The organism is Bradyrhizobium sp. Ken64 (assembly GCF_055807555.1).
On the sequence record NZ_JBVVPA010000001.1, the window covers coordinates 450,001 to 469,816 of the forward strand.

Sequence of the window (19,816 nt, forward strand, 5' to 3'; positions counted from 1 at the left end):
TCGGCTCGTGGCTTGAGCCCCGTTACATCTTCGGCGCAGAAACCCTTATTTAGACCAGTGAGCTGTTACGCTTTCTTTAAAGGATGGCTGCTTCTAAGCCAACCTCCTGGTTGTTTTGGGATTTCCACATCCTTTCCCACTTAGCCACGAATTAGGGGCCTTAGCTGTAGGTCCGGGTTGTTTCCCTCTCCACGACGGACGTTAGCACCCGCCGTGTGACTCCCGGATAGTACTCTCAGGTATTCGGAGTTTGGTTGGGTTTGGTAAGACGGTAAGTCCCCCTAGCCCATCCAGTGCTCTACCCCCTGAGGTATTCATCCGAGGCGATACCTAAATATCTTTCGCGGAGAACCAGCTATTTCCCAGTTTGATTGGCCTTTCACCCCTAACCACAAGTCATCGGAGTCTTTTTCAACAGACACCCGTTCGGTCCTCCAGTGAGTGTTACCTCACCTTCAACCTGCTCATGGCTAGATCACTAGGTTTCGGGTCTAATACAACGAACTTGACGCCCTATTCAGACTCGCTTTCGCTACGCCTTCGCCTATCGGCTTAAGCTTGCTCGTTAAATTAAGTCGCTGGCCCATAATACAAAAGGTACGATGTCACCCAGAACGTATCTTGGGCTCCATCTGTTTGTAGGTGTCCGGTTTCAGGTCTATTTCACTCCCCTCGTCGGGGTGCTTTTCACCTTTCCCTCACGGTACTGGTTCACTATCGGTCGCTGAGGAGTACTTAGGCTTGGAGGGTGGTCCCCCCCGCGTTCAGACAGGATTTCACGTGTCCCGCCTTACTCGTGGATACATCATCGCATTACTCGTACGGGGCTATCACCCTCTAAGGCCCAGCTTTCCTGACTGGTTCCGATTGTCTTTGATGTATCACTGGCCTGGTCCGCGTTCGCTCGCCACTACTAACGGAGTCTCTGTTGATGTCCTTTCCTCCAGGTACTTAGATGTTTCAGTTCCCTGGGTTTGCTTGAAACCTCCTATTTATTCAGAAGTCTCATACCTTCTTTTGATAACCGGAAATCCAAAACCTCTTCGATCGAAATCTAAAGGCCTAGGCATCTCACATTTCTGTTCGAACCCCACACCACAGTCTTTCGACTGAGGTCTTGGAGTTCCGGCTATCGAAGGTGGGTTTCCCCATTCGGAAATCCATGGATCAAAGCTTCTTCGCAGCTCCCCACGGCTTATCGCAGCGTAGCACGTCCTTCATCGCCTCTCAGCGCCAAGGCATCCACCGAACACCCTTAAGGCACTTGATTGCTCTCATTATCAATGTCCACACACTCGGCAGAATGTTGTCTGCAGAACTACCTTGCGGTACGCGCCCTCGATGAACGCTATCTGCAGCCGGACAATGATTAGAAAGACCAGCTTGCTTCGTAAGATCGTTCCGATAGCGAGGCGGTCAAGCTTCGCTAAAAGGATCATTTACAACTCGCTTGTCTTTCAATGCAGCCTTGTGAGCTACCCTGGAAGACGCACGAGCGCCGAAATGATCCGGAGATAATGAAGTATCGCGCAACAATTGCTTGTTGCCCGATCCAACTCGGATCGATCTCCTCTTTACGATGTCAGAAATCACGCAGCTTACTGTCCATCCGGACTAGTAAGTGCGAAGTGATGTTTCGCGGACGACGGTATGAGTAATCGGTGATCAAACCATCTGGTGGAGCCAGACGGGATCGAACCGACGACCTCATGCTTGCAAAGCACGCGCTCTCCCAGCTGAGCTATGGCCCCGTAACCAGAAGACGAATGCTCACTCGATGAGTGTGGTGGGCCTGGGAAGACTTGAACTTCCGACCTCACGCTTATCAAGCGCGCGCTCTAACCAACTGAGCTACAAGCCCCTAACGCATATCCAGTCAAGGACCAGGGATTCTGCAAGGTTGCAGCCCCAGCGCGTGTTCGTCCGCGAAGAAAGAGAAACGAAGACGGCGAAATCCCGCCAATGCAGCTCAACGATCCTGACGACCGTTGGCCACTGATGTTTCTAAAACGGTTCGATAGAAGCAAGCTTCTGAAGAACCATCCTTAGAAAGGAGGTGATCCAGCCGCAGGTTCCCCTACGGCTACCTTGTTACGACTTCACCCCAGTCGCTGACCCTACCGTGGCCGGCTGCCTCCCTTGCGGGTTAGCGCACCGTCTTCAGGTAAAACCAACTCCCATGGTGTGACGGGCGGTGTGTACAAGGCCCGGGAACGTATTCACCGTGGCGTGCTGATCCACGATTACTAGCGATTCCAACTTCATGGGCTCGAGTTGCAGAGCCCAATCCGAACTGAGACGGCTTTTTGAGATTTGCGAAGGGTTGCCCCTTAGCGTCCCATTGTCACCGCCATTGTAGCACGTGTGTAGCCCAGCCCGTAAGGGCCATGAGGACTTGACGTCATCCCCACCTTCCTCGCGGCTTATCACCGGCAGTCTCCTTAGAGTGCTCAACTAAATGGTAGCAACTAAGGACGGGGGTTGCGCTCGTTGCGGGACTTAACCCAACATCTCACGACACGAGCTGACGACAGCCATGCAGCACCTGTGTTCCAGGCTCCGAAGAGAAGGTCACATCTCTGCGACCGGTCCTGGACATGTCAAGGGCTGGTAAGGTTCTGCGCGTTGCGTCGAATTAAACCACATGCTCCACCGCTTGTGCGGGCCCCCGTCAATTCCTTTGAGTTTTAATCTTGCGACCGTACTCCCCAGGCGGAATGCTTAAAGCGTTAGCTGCGCCACTAGTGAGTAAACCCACTAACGGCTGGCATTCATCGTTTACGGCGTGGACTACCAGGGTATCTAATCCTGTTTGCTCCCCACGCTTTCGTGCCTCAGCGTCAGTATCGGGCCAGTGAGCCGCCTTCGCCACTGGTGTTCTTGCGAATATCTACGAATTTCACCTCTACACTCGCAGTTCCACTCACCTCTCCCGAACTCAAGATCCTCAGTATCAAAGGCAGTTCTGGAGTTGAGCTCCAGGATTTCACCCCTGACTTAAAGACCCGCCTACGCACCCTTTACGCCCAGTGATTCCGAGCAACGCTAGCCCCCTTCGTATTACCGCGGCTGCTGGCACGAAGTTAGCCGGGGCTTATTCTTGCGGTACCGTCATTATCTTCCCGCACAAAAGAGCTTTACAACCCTAGGGCCTTCATCACTCACGCGGCATGGCTGGATCAGGCTTGCGCCCATTGTCCAATATTCCCCACTGCTGCCTCCCGTAGGAGTTTGGGCCGTGTCTCAGTCCCAATGTGGCTGATCATCCTCTCAGACCAGCTACTGATCGTCGCCTTGGTGAGCCATTACCTCACCAACTAGCTAATCAGACGCGGGCCAATCTTTCGGCGATAAATCTTTCCCCGTAAGGGCTTATCCGGTATTAGCACAAGTTTCCCTGTGTTGTTCCGAACCAAAAGGTATGTTCCCACGCGTTACTCACCCGTCTGCCGCTGACGTATTGCTACGCCCGCTCGACTTGCATGTGTTAAGCCTGCCGCCAGCGTTCGCTCTGAGCCAGGATCAAACTCTCAAGTTGGACTTGAACTTTGAACCGGCTGATCACAACGTTTTGACGAGGTCCCACCATTTTTCATCGACCGAAGTCGATGAGCTGCCCGCGATTCACATCGCTGGCAACGATGGTGTAACCTTAAAACGTGTACCGCCGAAGTCTTTCGTCCGGTCCCGATCCAAAAAGCCGAAGCTCTTTAAATGCGAGACCCGCAAGGACTCCGCCGTCCACGTTTCTCTTTCTTCATCTTCACTTGTCAAACAGCCCGGGACCAGGAGGCCCCAACCTTCCAGAGAGGAAGGGTTCCGACACCCTTACCGACGATGGATGAACTCCAATCGACTTACGTCGACTGTTGTGTCACTCAACAAGGTGAGGAGCATCAGTGGCGCGTTCGCTCGCCTTGGTCAGTGACCCGGCGGCGCCGCGCTCAGTGGTCGGGTTATAGGCCCCACCCATCGGGGTTGTCAACGACCATTGTCAGAAAATCGTCGCACGGTGGATTGTTGAAAAAATCTACGCGATTACAGCGGGTTAGAAGGGCGCCGAGCGGCCGGATCGGGTCGGCGCGGAGAAAAAACTCAAAAAAAGTTTGGGCTCGAGGGGGCTGCGGAGGCGGCATGGAGGCGCCTCGAACGCGGCTTGGACGCGACTTGGATCGCTCGTCCCTGGAAGACCGCTGGCGCCCGGCCGTTCCGGAAACTTTTCCATATTAGGCGCCGTACTTGAGCCACAATCCCCCGGCGTTCTGGTACAGACAAAGCTTGAATCGCAGGGATGCCAGTGGGGGCTGCCGGCGGTTTGTGTGGGGTCAGAGGAAGGCGATCATCCGATGAAGCAGCCTTCTTCAGACATTCGAGACACATCGAGAGATCTTTTTCCGCTTAGCTGTTCGTAATTTCGGCCGGTCCGTCATCTGGGCCTTCTGACCGCGGACGCCTATGCGGCTTGCCTTTTCCAGAGACGCCCTGAAGAGGGCGGCGTAAGGAGGGGCTCGAAATCGGGCTCTCGGGTCGTTGATTGGGGGACTTGGGTTGAACCACAGGACGTCACGCGGCGCTTACGGGCGTGAGACCGGGATCATCGATCTCGGCCACGAGCCGCCGCTGTCCGTCGATGGTTCCGAAGCCGCGGTCATCGATCGCCGCCGCGTCTCGGTGCAATGGTTCAGCGGGACGATTCTAACCGGACTTTGCGGCGCAGCCCTGATCGGCGGCGCCGTTTTCGCTTCGCTCGACGGCGAGATGACCTTCGCCAAGGTGCCGGAGCGCGTCGAAGGCGCGCTGCGCGGCGCATTCGGCGCAGCCGACCGCGCCGCCACGCTGCACAAGAGCGACCGCCTGCCGCCGCCGAGCGAATCCACGGCCTCGCGCAACATTGTGCGCGTCTCGACCGTCGCTCGCGTCGGCAACCGCGACGTGATGCGGGTGCGTCCCTTCATCCGGATTGCCGGCAATCTGTCGATGACGACGAGCGACCTGTCGGCAAAGATCCCGCCTTTCAACGCCCAGCGCCTTCTCACCGATGTCGGCTCCGATCCGAAGACGGCATCTGAGGATCCCAACAATCCAGAAGCCGTCGAACCCGACGCCGAGGTCTCGTTCGTCACCAAGGACCTCTCCCAGGTGCTGCCGAAAGCCAAGATTTCCGCAGTGGTGGCGCTCGACGACATCCTGATGCGGGTCCGCGATGCCGCCAACTGGCGCGGCAATGGCGGGGTGCGCTACGCCGCGCTCTCCAATGCTGCGGCCGACGTCTCCGGCGCGACCGGCCCGTCCGAGATCAGAAGCGCCTACGCCACCGAAGTGTCGCCGTCCGATCCCTATGCCGGCTTCGAGACGCGCGTGGTGCCGGAAAACGTCACGCTGCTGCCGAAGACCAAGGAACAGATCACCGGCGGCAATCCCAACGGCGAACGCGTCCACGTGGTCAAGAAGGGCGACAGCGTCGCCGGCGTGCTGCGCGATCTCGGCGCCACGGCCGAGGAGATCAAGGCGATCACCGCGACGCTCGGTCCGCGCGGCCGCGACGGCGGCCTGAAGGAAGGCGAGAAGCTGCGCATCCTGATGGCGCCCGCCAGCCCCGGCGCCCGTCTGCAACCCTACCGCGTCGTGATCGCCAACGAGACCATGGTCGAGGCGATCGCGGCGCTGTCCGATCTCGGCAAATACGTCGCGGTCGACGTCTCCAGCATGAACACCGTCGCCGACGCGGCGGCGAACGCCAACAGCGACGACGATGACGACGATGACGGCACGGGCGTGCGACTCTACCAGAGCATCTACGAGACCGCGATGCGCAACAAAGTGCCGATGCCCGTCATCGACGACATGATCAAGATCTATTCCTACGACGTCGATTTCCAGCGCAAGGTGGCGCCGGGCGATTCATTCGACGTGTTCTACGCCGGCGAAGACGAAGGCGTGACCGCGATCGAAAAGAACGACGTGCTGTTCGCTTCGCTCACGCTCGGCGGTGAGACCAAGAAATACTACCGCTACCAGAGCCCCGACGACGGCGTCGTCGACTACTATGACGAGACCGGCAAGAGCGCGAAGAAGTTCCTGGTGCGCAAGCCCGTCAACAATGCCATCATGCGCTCTGGCTTCGGCGGCCGCCGTCACCCCATCCTCGGCTTTGTGAAAATGCATACCGGGGTCGACTGGGCCACTTCCTACGGCACGCCGATCTTCGCCTCCGGCAACGGCGTGATCGAGAAGGCCGGCCCCGAGGGCGGCTACGGCAAATACATCCGCATCAAGCACAACAACGGCTACGAGACCGCCTATGGCCATATGTCGGCCTTTGCCAAGGGTATGGAGCCCGGCAAGAAGGTGCGGCAGGGCCAGGTGATCGGCTTCGTCGGTTCGACCGGCGCGTCGACCGGCCCGCACGTCCACTACGAAATCCTGGTCAACGGCCGCTTCGTCGATCCGCTGCGCGTGAAACTGCCGCGCGGCCGCTCGCTGGAAGGGCCGATGCTGGCCGGCTTCGAGAAGGAGCGCGACCGGCTCGACGGCATGATGAGCGGCCGCGCCGGCGCCATCGCCCGGATGTCGGACGCCACCGGCGGACCTTTGCAGGTGACGAACCGGTAGAATCATCGAAAATCCGGCTGCTCCAACCGGATCGCGTCGTTTTCCGCACCTCATCTGAGCGGATCCGCGAACACCAAGCCACTTGAACGAGGCTATGGAAGACGGTTCTCCATAATCGCGAACAGCAGCTCGCCCTGGAATGTCCCGCCCTTCACGAAGCCCCCGTCGAGCGCGAAGGTTCGCTTAGTCACCGAGTTTCCGACGTTTCCGCCAATCACATCGATTTCAGTAGGACGGACAGCGACCACGATGTCGCAATGGCCGTCGTAGTCGCCGCCCTTCTGATGGTCGTAGTCTACGCCGGCCTCGCGGGCCCAGCAGATGATATCGCCGGCCTTCGGCGCATGGTCCGTCAGTCGCTGGCACCAATAAGCGACGTCCGCTTTGTCGTCGAAGTCGCGTATCGCCTGGCTGATGTAGACGGAGTGTTGAGCGCCCCCGCGGAACTTGTTTCCGACCCCGGCTCCTCTTACGCAGAACGAAATGAACGCAGCCGACCAAGGCTTATTAGTTCGGCCATCGGAACTCATGTCGCCGAGAGGGCGCCAGTATTCGCCGATCCGCTCGAAGAATCCCGGTTCGGCCTCGCGGTGGCCGGCCTTGATTGTCTGTCCGGCAAGATTGAATGTGTTGTCACCGAAGAAATCCCATTCCACCGCTGCCGCCGTGCAAAGCCGTCCGGCGAAACCTGCGGCGGCAACTGATCCGAAATCGGGCTCTATACGCGCGAACAGACTATCAGCACGGTCGTAGCCGAAATCCAGCCTGCGAGCGATCTTCTCCATCGCCGCTCTGACGTCGATCGGCCCTCCGAAAAGCCAAGGCCGATTACCGCTCAGGATCGCAAAATCCGTGGCGCCGATTGCGGTGCTGACCGTGGTCTGAAACGATGCCGCCTGATCGCTCAGAACCTTGATGGCGTGATCAGCTCCGATGAGGTGAGTCAGAAAAAGCTCTGCCGACGTCGGTAGTCGGTTGGGCAAGGATGGCTGAAGCACCTTGGCATCGGCAACGGCGGCTTTCGCCGCGACAAAGGGCTGCGCCAGAGGATTGAACCGGCCGCGCGCGTTGAAGCCGGTGGTGCCGTCCGCAATCATCGCGTTCCAGTCTACGGCCGCAATCAAGAACGGACCGACGCCATCCCCCTGCTCGGCCGCAACATTCCGGATGCCGGTCTCTGCGTCGGCGACAGCAACCAGATGCTGCGCACTGGTGCCGAAGAACCGCGCCGCATTGAGACACATCTGCGCGAATGCATCGATGTCGATGGTCGCGCCGGGCACGAGAGGCTTGAATATGCCGCCCCTGGCAAACCCGCGCCGCTTGGGGTCGGACTGTACTTCGATTTCCCACATCAGCCCAATTTCATTGAGCTTCAGACAGGGCTGGTCTTCCTCGACCACGTCCGGATCGTCCGCCGGTGGTGACGTCGCCGTAGCGTGCAGTTCGAATGGCCCTGACGGCAGGAACAAGCCCGTCTCCAGCACTTTCGTCTTCGCGGTCGAGGTACCGTCAACAGTACCAGCGGCACCGCTGCCACCTCCACCAGCGAAGCTTCCACCAGCCTGATCAATCTTGAGGCCAGCGTCCGCCAGCGCTTTGATCAGCACCATGGCGCCTGGCTGGCCGCTCGGCGCGCCCGGATCGAACTGGTGATCGCCGATGAACTTGCCTTTGGTATGATGGTTCGACCAAGCCCAGAGATACGCCGTGTTCACGCCGGTATTTTGGAGGCGGTAGCCAAACCCGTTGTATTTCTCGAGTTCGTAGGCAACGCGCTCGATCGGCCAATCCTTGACCGCGTCGAGAAAATGGTGCGGCATGGTCAATGCATCGACGGCGCTCGCGACCCAGTCGAAGGGCGGCGATCCGGTCGGCGGCCGTCCCGACGGCACGTCCGTGGTGCGTGCCGACAGGGGATTGCCATTGTGCAAATGGCAGGTGAAGTCGCAGCTGCTTTCCATGGCATGAATAGCCGCGATCGCCGCCATCGGCATGCCGCCGACATGCTGCATCACCTGCTTGTACTTGTCCTGGTTGGCCATGATCTTGGCCACGAGTTTATTGATCGTCGCGACCTTGCGGGAAGTCGTATCGACGATCATGGTCTTTATGAGACGAGTATATTCGTCCTTGAGGTCAGCAAATTCGAGCTTGGACATGGAAATTCTCCGCCGCGCTATTGAACCAAGCCATCCTTCGTAATCTGCTTCCACAGCGGAGCATCAATCGAGCTTCCCTGCCCGATCTGAAGGCCTTCGCCGGCGTAGGCAGAACGTAGCGCCGTTACCGAACTGCGAATGCTGTCCCCCATGGTCGCGTCGGCATTAAGCAATTCCGCCGGCACCGTAACCTTCGTAGTGGCGCGCTTGTTGACGCTGTCGATGGCCCGCCCAATTCTTTCGCGTACGCTCTTCTTGCCGAACCTGCTGAAAATCCCTGATTCATACGCATTCGCCAGCTTTTCGATCGCGCAGGATTTCACGGACGTTACCGCGCTCGTCAGCACAGTGACATCAGACGGGGTCTCGATCTTCCCTGCGCTCGTCACCCCCTGCGCCGCCATGAAGTCGATCAAAGACCTGCGCGTCGGAGAGCCCAGCACGCCAAAGTCACCGGTGTCCTCGACACAAAGGATTCGCTGAATGGATCTGGCTTGATCTAGCCCCATTTTCTCTTCGAATGGAGTAAGGGCTGTACGCAGCGGGCGCGCCGGACCTGGAGTCACGATAATCGGCTTGTCGGCGCGTTGCGCCGGAATGGTCTTCGGCGTAATCAGCGGCCCCTTGTTGTCCAGTCCGCCGGGACCGACCGACTGGAAGACCGTGATGGTCGCGTTGATATCCGTCTCGATCGTGAACGGCGTGCAGATGCTGAGATACGAGCGCAGTGCGTAAATGGCAGCGGGTCTGTTGGCGATGCTGACAGTCTGCAGCGTGACTCTGTATTCGTTTCGCCGCCGCAGGACCAATGTCTGCACCGTCGTCTTGTCGACCTCGAGCAGCAGGCGCGAATTGACGTTAATGAACGTATCGGCGGCAAGTCCGAATGCGAGGCCAGCGAGCGTGATCGGGTTGGCACTCACGCCAGCCACGCGCATGATGGCCTGACTGGCAACAGTGAGATCACCGAGCTCCTTGAGAACCGCCGTGTTGGTCCGCCGTCTGTCGTCGAGCCAGGCTAGATAGGAATCGCAGCGCCGATCGACGTCATTAAGCCCTGCCTGAACCAGCAAACTCCAGTCGTTCGGGCTCAGTTGCACACTCACACACTGCCCTTCTGTGGTGGATGTAACTGACAGCGTTTGCCGGCACAGCTCCGTCAGGTAGATATCCTGATATTGCGTCGTCGCAACGATATCATCGGAATAAAGATCCGTTCCGATCCCGTGTCGGAAGTAACGAGTCTCGGTCGTATCGCAGGCGCCCAGCAGCAGTCCCAGACATACGAACGCAACGATTCCCCAAACGTTACGCATCGACGCAATCCCGCAAAATAAATGGGCACGGTGGCGAGCCTCGATCAAGCTGCTCAAGAGGATTCACGTGCCCCCAACCATCGAAGCACCGTGTGGACGGCGGCCGGCGGCTCACTATGTCATCGATCTTGCGCACGGCTTGCCTCTCACTGTTCGGGCGTTGACAGATCGACGTCCACTGGCGCCCGCTCTTCAGGTGCCTCCGCCACGACGTTCAGATTGGCGGAGACGATCGCGAACGCGCGTTGCACGTCATCCACCACGTCGCGCCGTCGCGTATTGATGTTGCGGACGAGAACCCGCCAACGGCCGTCTCCGCTGGCACCGGCGGTTTCCCGCCAGAATCGCAGAATGAAAACCTGATCCGAGAGCGGCTGTTGTGAGCTCATGGGCCAAGCGTGGCATGCCGCGAACTCGTGGAGATCGCGCGATCGTTCCGGGATGCTGGCCCTCCGGTCACGGCGGCTTGCGGTAGCAATTCCGCAGCGATCACGGCAGAATCACGGTGCGGCCGGGCAAGGCAATGCCTTGCCCGGCCGCGCCGTGGCCAGGTTCGCGATATCAGACGGATTCGGGGACTGCGGCGGCTAGTTTGTAGCTCGCCGCCTCTCATCGCGGCCCATCAACCGCACGCGCAGATGCTGGGCATCATCGGCGTTATGCAGATTTCTTATCTCGTCAATGACCACGCGCGTCGCTGGGAGCGGAGAAATTCCCAGCTCCTGCTGGATCATGCCGATCCATTGATCATAGTACCTGATGGCGTCGATCCGCCTCTCATCGAGTGCGAGCAAAATCAGGAGATGCCGAACCAACTCCTCGCGATAAGGATCGAAGCGCAACACGTGGCGAGCGAGCAGGATCGCATCATGATAATGACCGCAGAGCCCCAGGCGACGAACGACGATCATTGCCGACTGCACAAAAAGGGAATGCAACCGCTCGCGTTCCTCCAAAATCCAGTCGGCATCTTCGCCGTCCAGGAATGGCCCCTCGTAACGGTACAGGACGGCGAGAATTTGCTTCGTCCTATCCGCGTGCGCCTCAGCGCCGGCGATAGCCGACTGTGCCACTTCAAGTAGTGCCCAGATGTCGACGTCCAGCCAAGATGTCCTCTCGAGAACAGTCTCCGAGCCAACTGTCCGGAGGCCGTAGCCGTCCCTGTAGTCCGGAGCGGATGCGAGTAGTTTTCGCAACCGCCAGATCGCAGAGTTCACGGCTCGGCGTCCTCGGTCGATGTCCAGCTCCGGCCAAAACAGATCGATAAGTCGCTCACGACGGTGCGGGCGGTCCGGAAACGTGAAAAGGAAGCTGGCCAATCTCCGTCCTGCAGGACCAAGATCCAACCAAATCTGCTCGTTACCGCGCGTAACCCGGCTTGCCCCCAGCAAACTAACGGTCAACACCGCCGCCCCCTCCACGCAAAACACAACAAAAACAGCCTGTGGCGTTCAGTCATCGCAGCTCGAAATTGCGAGCTCAGTCTAAAAATGCAGGTTGCTCATAGACGCGTGAATAATTGAGCTGGTGGCCGCCAAAGTGCCGCGCCTACCGAGATGCAAATTATGACAACGAAGCTCTTGGTTGTTCAACACCAATTTACATCCCAAGCGAACAACCGCACCACGTGTGGCTTTCGAACGACACAACACTACGGTGATACCCCGCCTCCTTCGCAAAGCGAAAGCCCTCTCCGCGGAGGCGGAGAGGGCTTGTAGTATTAGAATGCCCAGTCCAGCTCAGTTCAACTTCCGCTTCGACACCGGCGCCTCGAACTGGGCGATCTCCGCGGTCTGCGGCGCCTTGCCGTTGAAGGTCAGCACGTTGCCTTCGGACGAGATCGCAACGGTATCGCCGTCCTTGACGTCGCCGGCCAGGATCATCTCGGCGAGCGGATCCTGGACGTGACGCTGGATCACGCGCTTGAGCGGTCGTGCGCCGTAGGCGGGATCCCAGCCCTTGGCGGCGAGCCAGTCGCGTCCCGCAGCGTCGAGCGTCAGCACGATCTTGCGATCGGTCAGAAGCTTCTGCAGCCGCGCGAACTGGATTTCGACGATCCGGCCCATCTCGCTCCTCTGCAAGCGGTGGAACAGGATGATCTCATCGACGCGGTTCAAGAACTCTGGCCTGAAGTGCGCCCGCACCATGCCCATCACCTGCTCGCGCACGGCCGAGGTATCCTCGCCCTCCGGCTGGTTCACCAGAAACTCCGAACCGAGGTTCGAGGTCATGATGATCAGCGTGTTGCGGAAGTCGACGGTGCGGCCCTGGCCGTCGGTGAGGCGGCCGTCGTCGAGCACCTGCAACAGCACGTTGAACACGTCGGGATGCGCCTTCTCGATCTCGTCGAACAGCACGACCTGGTAGGGCCGGCGCCGCACCGCTTCGGTCAGCGCACCGCCCTCGTCATAGCCGACATAGCCCGGAGGCGCGCCGATCAGCCGCGAGACCGAGTGCTTCTCCATGTACTCGGACATGTCGAGGCGGACCATCGCGGTCTCGTCGTTGAACAGATATTCGGCGAGCGCCTTCGTCAGCTCGGTCTTGCCGACGCCGGTGGGTCCCAGGAACATGAACGAGCCGGTCGGCCGGTTCGGGTCCTGCAGCCCTGCGCGCGAACGGCGCACGGCGGTCGCGACTGCATGCACGGCTTCGGCCTGGCCGACGACGCGATTGCCGAGCGAGTCCTCCATCCTCAGGAGCTTGTCCTTTTCGCCTTCGAGCATCTTGTCGACGGGCACGCCGGTCCAGCGCGAGACCACTTGCGCGATGTGATTGGCGGTGACCGCCTCCTCCATCATCTCGCCGGAATTCTCCTTGGCCTCGATCTCCGCAAGCTGCTTTTCGAGCTCGGGGATCCGGCCATAGGCCAGCTCACCGGCCTTCTGGAATTCACCGCGCCGTTGTGCGTTGGCAAGTTCGACCCGCAAGCCGTCGAGCTCGGCCTTCAGCTTCTGGGCGTCGGAGAGCTTGTTCTTCTCCGCGCTCCAGCGTGCCGTGAGCGCCGCGGACTTCTCCTCGAGGTCAGCGAGCTCCTTCTCCAGCGTCTGCAGGCGGCTCTTCGAACCGGCATCGCTCTCTTTCTTCAATGCTTCCTGCTCGATCTTCAGCCGGATGATTTCCCGATCCATCGAGTCCAGCTCTTCCGGCTTGGAATCGACCTGCATCTTGAGCCGCGCGGCCGCCTCGTCCATGAGGTCGATGGCCTTGTCCGGCAGGAAGCGGTCGGTGATGTAGCGGTTGGACAGCGTCGTGGCGGCGACCAGCGCGGAATCGGTGATCCGCACGCCATGGTGCTGCTCGTACTTGTCCTTCAGCCCGCGCAGGATGGAGATCGTATCCTCGACCGAGGGCTCGCTGACGAAGATCGGCTGGAAACGCCGCGCCAGCGCCGCGTCCTTTTCGACGTGCTTCTGGTACTCGTCGAGCGTGGTGGCGCCGATGCAGTGCAGCTCGCCGCGGGCGAGTGCAGGCTTGAGCAAATTGGACGCGTCCATCGCGCCATCGCCCTTGCCGGCGCCGATCAGCGTGTGCATCTCGTCGATGAACAGGACGAAATTGCCCTCGCTCCCGGTCACCTCCTGGAGCACGGCCTTCAGCCGCTCCTCGAACTCGCCGCGATATTTTGCACCTGCAATCAGCGAGCCGAGGTCGAGCGACAGCAGCTTCTTGTCCTTCAGGCTCTCCGGCACGTCGCCGTTGACGATGCGCAGCGCCAGGCCCTCGGCGATGGCGGTCTTGCCGACGCCGGGCTCGCCGATCAGGACGGGATTGTTCTTGGTCCGGCGCGACAGCACCTGGATCGTGCGGCGGATCTCCTCGTCACGGCCGATGACCGGATCGAGCTTGCCGTCGCGCGCCGCCTGGGTCAGGTCGCGGGCATATTTCTTCAGCGCGTCATACGCGTTCTCGGCCGTCGCGGAGTCCGCGGTCCGGCCCTTGCGCAGCGCTTCGATCGCCGCGTTGAGGTTTTGCGGGGTGACGCCGCCCTTGGCCAGGATCGTGCCCGCCTCGCTGGTCTTCTCCAGCGCGAGGCCGAGCAGCAGCCGCTCGACCGTGACAAAGCTGTCGCCGGCCTTCTCGCCGGCCTTTTCGGCGGCGTCGAAGGTGCGGGCGAGCTCGGGCGCCAGGTAGATCTGGCCGGCACCGCCGCCAGAGACCTTCGGCACCTTGTTCAGGGCGTCCTCGGTCGCCTTCAGGATTGCGCGGGAATTGCCGCCGGCGCGGTCGATCAGACCGGCGGCGAGGCCTTCATTGTCGTCCAGCAATACTTTCAGGACGTGCAGGGTCGAAAACTGCTGGTGCCCTTCGCGCACCGCAAGCGACTGCGCGGACTGGACGAAGCCCCTGGAGCGTTCGGTGTATTTTTCGATGTTCATATCGTGATCTTTCCCTCGGCCTGCCCCTGGAGCCCTCAAAGGCACTCCAAACGGCATCTTCATTGGGTTTCCGATGACCGCATTGACGTTTCTCAACCGGCAACGGTCGTTATCAGCCGGCGCTGGCGCCGGCCTGACCCAGATGTGGGAAGCGAGGCCTCGGACCGGAAGAGGCAAGTTCACAATTTCGTGCGCAGATCCGCCCGCTTGGCGCCCGTGGGCCGAATCCCCTAAGTAGCGGAATGACACCGAGCGCAATAACAGCCAGCCAGACCGCCGAGATCACCGGCCTCTACCGCTACCCGATCAAGGGCCTGACGCCGGAGCCCCTGCCCCGCGTCTTCCTGCGAGCCGGCCAGACCCTGCCCGCCGACCGCCGCTACGCCATCGAGAACGGCCCCAGCGGCTTCGATCCGGAAGAGCCGCAGTGGAAGCCGAAGATCCAGTTCCTGATGCTGGCGCGCAATGAGCGGCTGGCGTCGCTCGACAGCCGGTTCGAGGACGCGACCAACCGCCTGACCATCCGCAAGGACGGCCAGATCGTCGCCAGCGGCGATCTCGAGACCGCCGCCGGGCGCGCCGCCATCGAGGGCTATTTCAGCGAGAACTTCCAGCCGGAGCTGAAGGGCCCGCCCAAGATCCTGTCCGGCCGCGACCACAGCTTTTCCGATGTCGCCCGCAAGGTCGTGTCCATCATCAATCTCGACAGCGTCCACGCGCTCGAGACCATGCTCGGCGGCGCAGCCGTCCACCCGCTGCGCTTCCGCGCCAATCTCTACGTGAAGGGCTGGCCGGCCTGGTCCGAGCTCGACCTCGTCGGCCAGACGCTCGCGATCGGACAGGCCCGACTGCAAGTGGTCAAGCGCATCAAGCGCTGCCCGGCCACCAATGTCGATCCAGATACCGCCAGGCGCGATCTCGAAATCCCGGCAACGCTTTCGAGCAATCTCGGCCACATGGACTGCGGCATCTATGCCGAGGTGATCGCCGACGGCGACATCGGCGTGGGCGATACGGTTGCGTTGGAAGAGCCGAAGCTGGTGTGACGCGGCCCGTACTCCGTCATTGCGAGGAGCGAAGCGACGAAGCAATCCAGGGGGCACCCGCGGAGGGCTTCTGGATTGCTTCGCTTCGCTCGCAATGACGGCCGTCAGTTCGGCATCACATACGCATAGATCCGGCCGCGCGAGACCGGTGCTTCGCGGACGCGGTTGCCGTTGTTGCCGGAGATCATGATCGGATTGCCCTGCGCGTCGACGCCGGTGACGATGCCGACATGACCGCCCCGGCCGCCGCGCGACATGACCGCGATGGCGCCGACCTGCGGACCGGAGACGCGCGTGCCGTAATGCGCGAACGAATTCGCCATGTCGGAGCCGGTGCCACGGTGACCGGTCTTTTCAAGCACCATGTTCATGAACCGCGCGCACCACAGGCTGCCTCGGCCGGTCGGATTGCCGCCGACATAGCGGCGTGCCTCGGACACGAGGCCCGACCCGCCGCCGAAGCCGCCGCTGCTCATCGCGCTATTGGCCATGCCGCCGACGTTCGCGTTCATGGCGATCGCACCTCCACGCCGCATGGCGATTCGACGGCTGGCGCGCGTGGTCATCCCACCGCTGGTAACCATTCCACCGCTGCCCATCATGGCCATTCCACCGCTGCCGCTCATGGCCATTCCACCGCTTCCGCTCATGGCGATGCCGCCGCTATTGGCGTTCGGGTCATAGCTGGCGAAGGTGTTGCCGAAGCCGCTCGCCTGCAATTGCGCCGCACCGCGCTCGAAGCGCGAGCTGCGTGCATGATACCGGAAATGATGATGTCTGCTGGCGTGATGCGCGTAAGCGTGCCGCTCTGCGCTATGACGATGAGATCGTGCTGACGCCGGAGAGGTGAGCGCGGCGACCGCCGCAAAGAAAACAGCCAGCGCGACGACACAGCGCGACAGGCGAGACGCAAACAACTCGAACATTCTTCATCCTTCGTTGACACCCCCACTTCCCAATCGGCCCGTGCGGTGGCCGACATCCGCGGGCTGTATCAGTATCCCGATGTGGCAAGAACAAGACGCGGTCCCGAAGAATTTGGACGACGATTAACAAGTGTTAGGATCGTATGCGCTGACCGCAGGACGGCATTCCAATGCCGCAGCCACCTCAGGGAGAAAACCGGATGCCTCACGCCCTCACGAAAGACAATTGCCGCCTCTATTTCGAAGAAGCAGGCACGGGCACGCCGATACTTTTTCTGCACGAATTCGCGGCCGACTACACCAATTGGGAGCCGCAGATGCGCTACTTCTCGCGCGGCCATCGCTGCATCACCTATTCCGCGCGCGGCTACACGCCATCGGACGTCCCTGATGGCGAGGTCTACGGCTACACGCATTTCTACACCGATGCGCTCGCGGTGCTCGATCATCTCAAGATCGAACGCGCGCACTTCGTCGGCCTCTCGATGGGGGCCTATTCGTCGCTCCAGATCGGGCTCAACGCGCCCCAACGTGCGCTGTCGATGACGCTCGCCGGCGTCGGCTCAGGCTCGGAGATCGAGAACCTCGACGCCTGGCGCCAGCAGTGCCGCGCCAACGCGGAGCAATTCGAGATGCTTGGCTCCGCGGAAGTCGCAAAAGTCACGCGCGAGGCGCCGAGCCGGATTCCCTTCCTGGTGAAGGACCCGCGCGGCCACGCCGATTTCTACGCCGCCCTGGCGCGACACGACGCCAAGGGATCGGCGCGGACGATGCGCGGCTTCCAGGCCGGCCGTCCCTCGATCTTTACGATGACGGACGCGATCAGGGCCGCCACGACGCCGGCACTCATCATCTGCGGCGACGAGGACGATCCGTGCATCGCTCCGAGCCTCTTCCTCAAGAAGCATCTGCCTGCGGCGGGGCTCGCCATGTTTCCGAAGTCCGGCCACGTGCTCAATCTCGAAGAGCCCGCGCTGTTCAACGAAACGGTGGAACGATTCGTCACGCTGGTGGAAGCGGGAAGATGGCCGGTGCGCGATCCGAGGTCGCTGGCGGCACATTAGCGCGAAGACGTCATCATACGCTCCGTCGCGTAGCCCGGATGGAGCGCAAGCGTAATCCGGGGCCTTCGCCTCCGCGGATAGAATCCCGGATTGCGCTACGCTTCATCCGGGCTACGGGAATCCTACTTCCTGCCGCCTCGCGTCAGCAAGAACACGCCCTGCTCGCCGAACAGATTCCACACCCACCAGGGCATCCGCAGCCGCAGCGGACGGCCGTAGAGGTCGAGCGCCTCGGCACGTTCCATCTTGACGTCGATCGCGTCGCAAAGCTCGACGAAATCCTTGATGGTGCAGAAATGGATGTTGGCGGTGTCATACCAGCTTGCCGGCAGATTCTCCGTCCGCGGCATGTGGCCGCCGATCAGGAGCTGGAGCCGCATCTTCCAGAAGCCGAAATTCGGGAACGACACGATGGCGCGGCGGCCGATGCGCAGCAAATTCTCCAGCACCACTTTCGGCTGCCGCGTCGCCTGCAACGTCTGCGACAGGATCACGTAGTCGAAGGCGTCATCCGGATAGTTCACGAGGTCAGTGTCGGCATCGCCCTGCACCACTGCAAGGCCCTTGGCGACACAGCGGTTGACGCCCTCGCGCGACAGCTCGATGCCGCGGCCGTCGACGCCGCGGGTTTCCAGCAGCTGGAGCAGGTCGCCCTCGCCACAGCCGACGTCGAGCACCTTCGAGCCCGGCTTGACCATCTCGGCCACCAGCACATGGTCGGCGCGAAAATCACCGGGCTGCCCGGTCGCAACGCCGCCCAGCGGCAACGCTTCCTGTACAGACATGGCTAGCCGTCCTTTAAGCTTTCTTGGCAGTGAGCCCGCGCGCCTTGCCTGCCGATTGCAGGAAGGCACGGCCGATGTCGAAGAACTCGGGCACGTCGAGCAGGAACGCGTCGTGGCCGCGATCGGTTTCGATCTCGGCGAACGACACCCGCGCACTCGACGCATTCAGGGCGTGCACCAGCGCGCGCGATTCCGAGGTCGGGAACAACCAGTCGCTGGTGAAGGAGACCACGCAGAAGCGGGTCTGGATCCCCGCGAACGCCTTCGCCAGCACGCCGCCATGGTCGCCGGCGATGTCGAAATAGTCCATCGCGCGGGTCAGATAGAGATAGGAGTTGGCGTCGAAGCGCTCGACAAAGGACGAGCCCTGGTAGCGCAGATAAGACTCGACCTGGAAGTCGGCGTCGAACGAGAAAGTCGGCAGTTCGCGGTCCTGCATGCGCCGTCCGAATTTTCGATGCAGGGCGGCGTCCGAGAGATAGGTGATGTGCGCCGCCATCCGGGCGACAGCGAGCCCGCGATGCGGATGGAGGCCGTGGTCGGCATAGCCGCCATGGTGCCAATCGGGATCGGCCATCACCGCTTGGCGGCCAAGCTCGTGAAACGCGATGTTCTGCGCCGAGTGTCGTGTCGAGCAGGCAATCGCCAGCGCGGAGAACACGCGGCTCGGATAGGCCGCAGTCCATTGCAACACTTGCATGCCGCCCATCGAGCCGCCGACGACCGCGAACAGCGTGTCGATGCCGAGCCGGTCGATCAGCATCGCCTGCGCGCGCACCATGTCGGGGATGGTGATGACGGGGAAATCGAGACCCCAAACCTTGCCGGTCGCGGGATTGATCGAAGCCGGACCGGTCGAGCCCATGCAGCCGCCGATCACGTTGGAGCAGATGATAAAATACTCGCTGGGATCGAGCGGTCGGCCGGGGCCGACCAAGGTCTCCCACCAGCCGGGCTTGCCGGTGACAGGGTGCACATTGGCGACGTGCTGGTCGCCGGTCAGCGCATGGCAGATCAGGATCGCATTGGAGCGATCGGCATTCAGCTCGCCGTAAGTCTGGTAGGCGATCTGGAACGGGCTGAGATCGACCCCGCAATCGAGCCGCAGCGGCTGCTCCGAGCCGAACTGCGCGAGCTGCGAGCTCGGATGATCCACCTCGTGCGACCGCTCGTCGGCGGTGATCGCGGGACTCGGAATTGACTGGACGCCAACCATCTGACCATCGACCTCGTTTGCGATCGTAGAAGTGACCGCATTGACATCAGGCCATGAAAAACCCGGCCTGAACGATAGGTTCGGCCGGGATCGAAAGCGTCCCCGGCCTGTTTAGCGAGTTTTTTAACGTGGCTGCAAGCCGGCCGGCTCAAATGACCACGGAACGGGTAAAAACTACCGTCTCAGGCGGTTTTCGTCAAGTCGCGGCCCGGATCGCCCAAATTCGCCCGTCGCGCCGCGGGCGGAAAAGGCCCGATTTCCCATTGCAATTCTCTTTGCTTTCGCAGCCCCGACTGCCTAATCAGGACAT

At 61.0% G+C, this 19,816-nt stretch carries 11 protein-coding genes, 2 tRNA genes, 2 rRNA genes and 1 riboswitch (1 of these 16 cut by a window edge); of the genes, 3 read left to right on the plus strand and 12 right to left on the minus strand.

Annotated elements, in window-relative coordinates:
• The 4 genes from AC0L2F_RS02190 to AC0L2F_RS02205 all read right to left on the minus strand — a co-directional run.
• Window positions 1-1,270, minus strand: a 23S ribosomal RNA gene (locus tag AC0L2F_RS02190) (it extends 1,604 nt beyond the left edge of the window).
• A 405-nt stretch (window positions 1,271-1,675) separates the two neighbouring features.
• Window positions 1,676-1,751: transfer RNA gene (locus AC0L2F_RS02195), tRNA-Ala, on the minus strand.
• A 33-nt stretch (window positions 1,752-1,784) separates the two neighbouring features.
• Window positions 1,785-1,861 (minus strand) — tRNA-Ile (locus tag AC0L2F_RS02200).
• Between the two features lie 188 nt (window positions 1,862-2,049).
• Window positions 2,050-3,538, minus strand: a 16S ribosomal RNA gene (locus AC0L2F_RS02205).
• Together the 16S and 23S rRNA genes with 2 tRNA genes alongside form the textbook arrangement of a ribosomal RNA operon.
• Before the next feature lie 1,010 nt (window positions 3,539-4,548).
• Between AC0L2F_RS02205 and AC0L2F_RS02210 the strand changes: the two genes are divergently transcribed.
• Entirely contained in the window at window positions 4,549-6,612 is a 2,064-nt protein-coding gene (locus tag AC0L2F_RS02210) for a M23 family metallopeptidase (protein ID WP_007615283.1), read from the plus strand.
• A 92-nt stretch (window positions 6,613-6,704) separates the two neighbouring features.
• Here the strand turns inward: AC0L2F_RS02210 and AC0L2F_RS02215 are convergent, their stop codons facing one another.
• The 5 genes from AC0L2F_RS02215 to clpB form a co-directional block, all read right to left on the minus strand.
• On the minus strand, window positions 6,705-8,774 hold the full coding sequence (locus tag AC0L2F_RS02215; protein ID WP_473247337.1) for a DUF2272 domain-containing protein: 2,070 nt from the start codon (window positions 8,772-8,774) through the stop codon (window positions 6,705-6,707).
• 17 nt (window positions 8,775-8,791) lie between these two features.
• Window positions 8,792-10,090 (minus strand): hypothetical protein, encoded by a 1,299-nt coding sequence (locus AC0L2F_RS02220; protein WP_473247338.1) that lies wholly within the window; start codon window positions 10,088-10,090, stop codon window positions 8,792-8,794.
• A 146-nt stretch (window positions 10,091-10,236) separates the two neighbouring features.
• Window positions 10,237-10,479, minus strand: coding sequence for a hypothetical protein (locus AC0L2F_RS02225; RefSeq protein ID WP_473247339.1), 243 nt, complete (start codon window positions 10,477-10,479; stop codon window positions 10,237-10,239).
• 198 nt (window positions 10,480-10,677) lie between these two features.
• The gene (locus AC0L2F_RS02230; RefSeq protein WP_473247340.1) at window positions 10,678-11,409 is read right to left on the minus strand and encodes an AfsR/SARP family transcriptional regulator; all 732 of its coding nucleotides are present in this window, start codon (window positions 11,407-11,409) and stop codon (window positions 10,678-10,680) included.
• Window positions 11,410-11,829: 420 nt separating this feature from the next.
• The gene (gene clpB / locus AC0L2F_RS02235) at window positions 11,830-14,469 is read right to left on the minus strand and encodes an ATP-dependent chaperone ClpB (RefSeq protein WP_063994086.1); all 2,640 of its coding nucleotides are present in this window, start codon (window positions 14,467-14,469) and stop codon (window positions 11,830-11,832) included.
• 242 nt (window positions 14,470-14,711) lie between these two features.
• On the opposite strand from clpB, the gene AC0L2F_RS02240 reads away from it, so the two are divergent.
• Window positions 14,712-15,515 carry an MOSC domain-containing protein gene (locus AC0L2F_RS02240; protein WP_473247341.1) on the plus strand — a complete coding sequence of 268 codons (804 nt, stop codon included), beginning with the start codon at window positions 14,712-14,714 and terminating at the stop codon, window positions 15,513-15,515.
• Window positions 15,516-15,619: 104 nt separating this feature from the next.
• On the opposite strand, the gene AC0L2F_RS02245 is transcribed toward AC0L2F_RS02240, so the two are convergent.
• A complete protein-coding gene (locus tag AC0L2F_RS02245) occupies window positions 15,620-16,441 on the minus strand; it encodes a TIGR02594 family protein (protein WP_473247342.1) in 822 nt (273 codons plus the stop codon).
• Between the two features lie 200 nt (window positions 16,442-16,641).
• Between AC0L2F_RS02245 and AC0L2F_RS02250 the strand changes: the two genes are divergently transcribed.
• Complete coding sequence (locus AC0L2F_RS02250; RefSeq protein WP_473247343.1) at window positions 16,642-17,505, plus strand: alpha/beta fold hydrolase; 864 nt, start codon at window positions 16,642-16,644, stop codon at window positions 17,503-17,505.
• A 122-nt stretch (window positions 17,506-17,627) separates the two neighbouring features.
• Here AC0L2F_RS02250 and metW read toward each other — a convergent pair whose 3' ends face one another.
• The gene (gene metW, locus AC0L2F_RS02255) at window positions 17,628-18,290 is read right to left on the minus strand and encodes a methionine biosynthesis protein MetW (protein WP_007615288.1); all 663 of its coding nucleotides are present in this window, start codon (window positions 18,288-18,290) and stop codon (window positions 17,628-17,630) included.
• A 13-nt stretch (window positions 18,291-18,303) separates the two neighbouring features.
• On the minus strand, window positions 18,304-19,506 hold the full coding sequence (gene metX / locus AC0L2F_RS02260) for a homoserine O-acetyltransferase MetX (RefSeq protein WP_007615289.1): 1,203 nt from the start codon (window positions 19,504-19,506) through the stop codon (window positions 18,304-18,306).
• A gap of 90 nt (window positions 19,507-19,596) precedes the next feature.
• Window positions 19,597-19,676: riboswitch (SAM riboswitch) on the minus strand.
• Between the last annotated feature and the right edge of the window lie 140 nt (window positions 19,677-19,816).

Excerpts from the sequence above, each read along its gene's own strand:
- metX (WP_007615289.1), bottom strand. The coding sequence starts at position 19,506 with ATGGTTGGCGTCCAGTCAATTCCGAGTCCCGCGATCACCGCCGACGAG.
- AC0L2F_RS02225 (WP_473247339.1), bottom strand. The coding sequence starts at position 10,479 with ATGAGCTCACAACAGCCGCTCTCGGATCAGGTTTTCATTCTGCGATTC.
- metW (WP_007615288.1), bottom strand. The coding sequence starts at position 18,290 with ATGTCTGTACAGGAAGCGTTGCCGCTGGGCGGCGTTGCGACCGGGCAG.
- AC0L2F_RS02220 (WP_473247338.1), bottom strand. The coding sequence starts at position 10,090 with ATGCGTAACGTTTGGGGAATCGTTGCGTTCGTATGTCTGGGACTGCTG.
- AC0L2F_RS02240 (WP_473247341.1), top strand. The coding sequence starts at position 14,712 with ATGACACCGAGCGCAATAACAGCCAGCCAGACCGCCGAGATCACCGGC.
- AC0L2F_RS02215 (WP_473247337.1), bottom strand. The coding sequence starts at position 8,774 with ATGTCCAAGCTCGAATTTGCTGACCTCAAGGACGAATATACTCGTCTC.
- clpB (WP_063994086.1), bottom strand. The coding sequence starts at position 14,469 with ATGAACATCGAAAAATACACCGAACGCTCCAGGGGCTTCGTCCAGTCC.
- AC0L2F_RS02250 (WP_473247343.1), top strand. The coding sequence starts at position 16,642 with ATGCCTCACGCCCTCACGAAAGACAATTGCCGCCTCTATTTCGAAGAA.
- AC0L2F_RS02245 (WP_473247342.1), bottom strand. The coding sequence starts at position 16,441 with ATGTTCGAGTTGTTTGCGTCTCGCCTGTCGCGCTGTGTCGTCGCGCTG.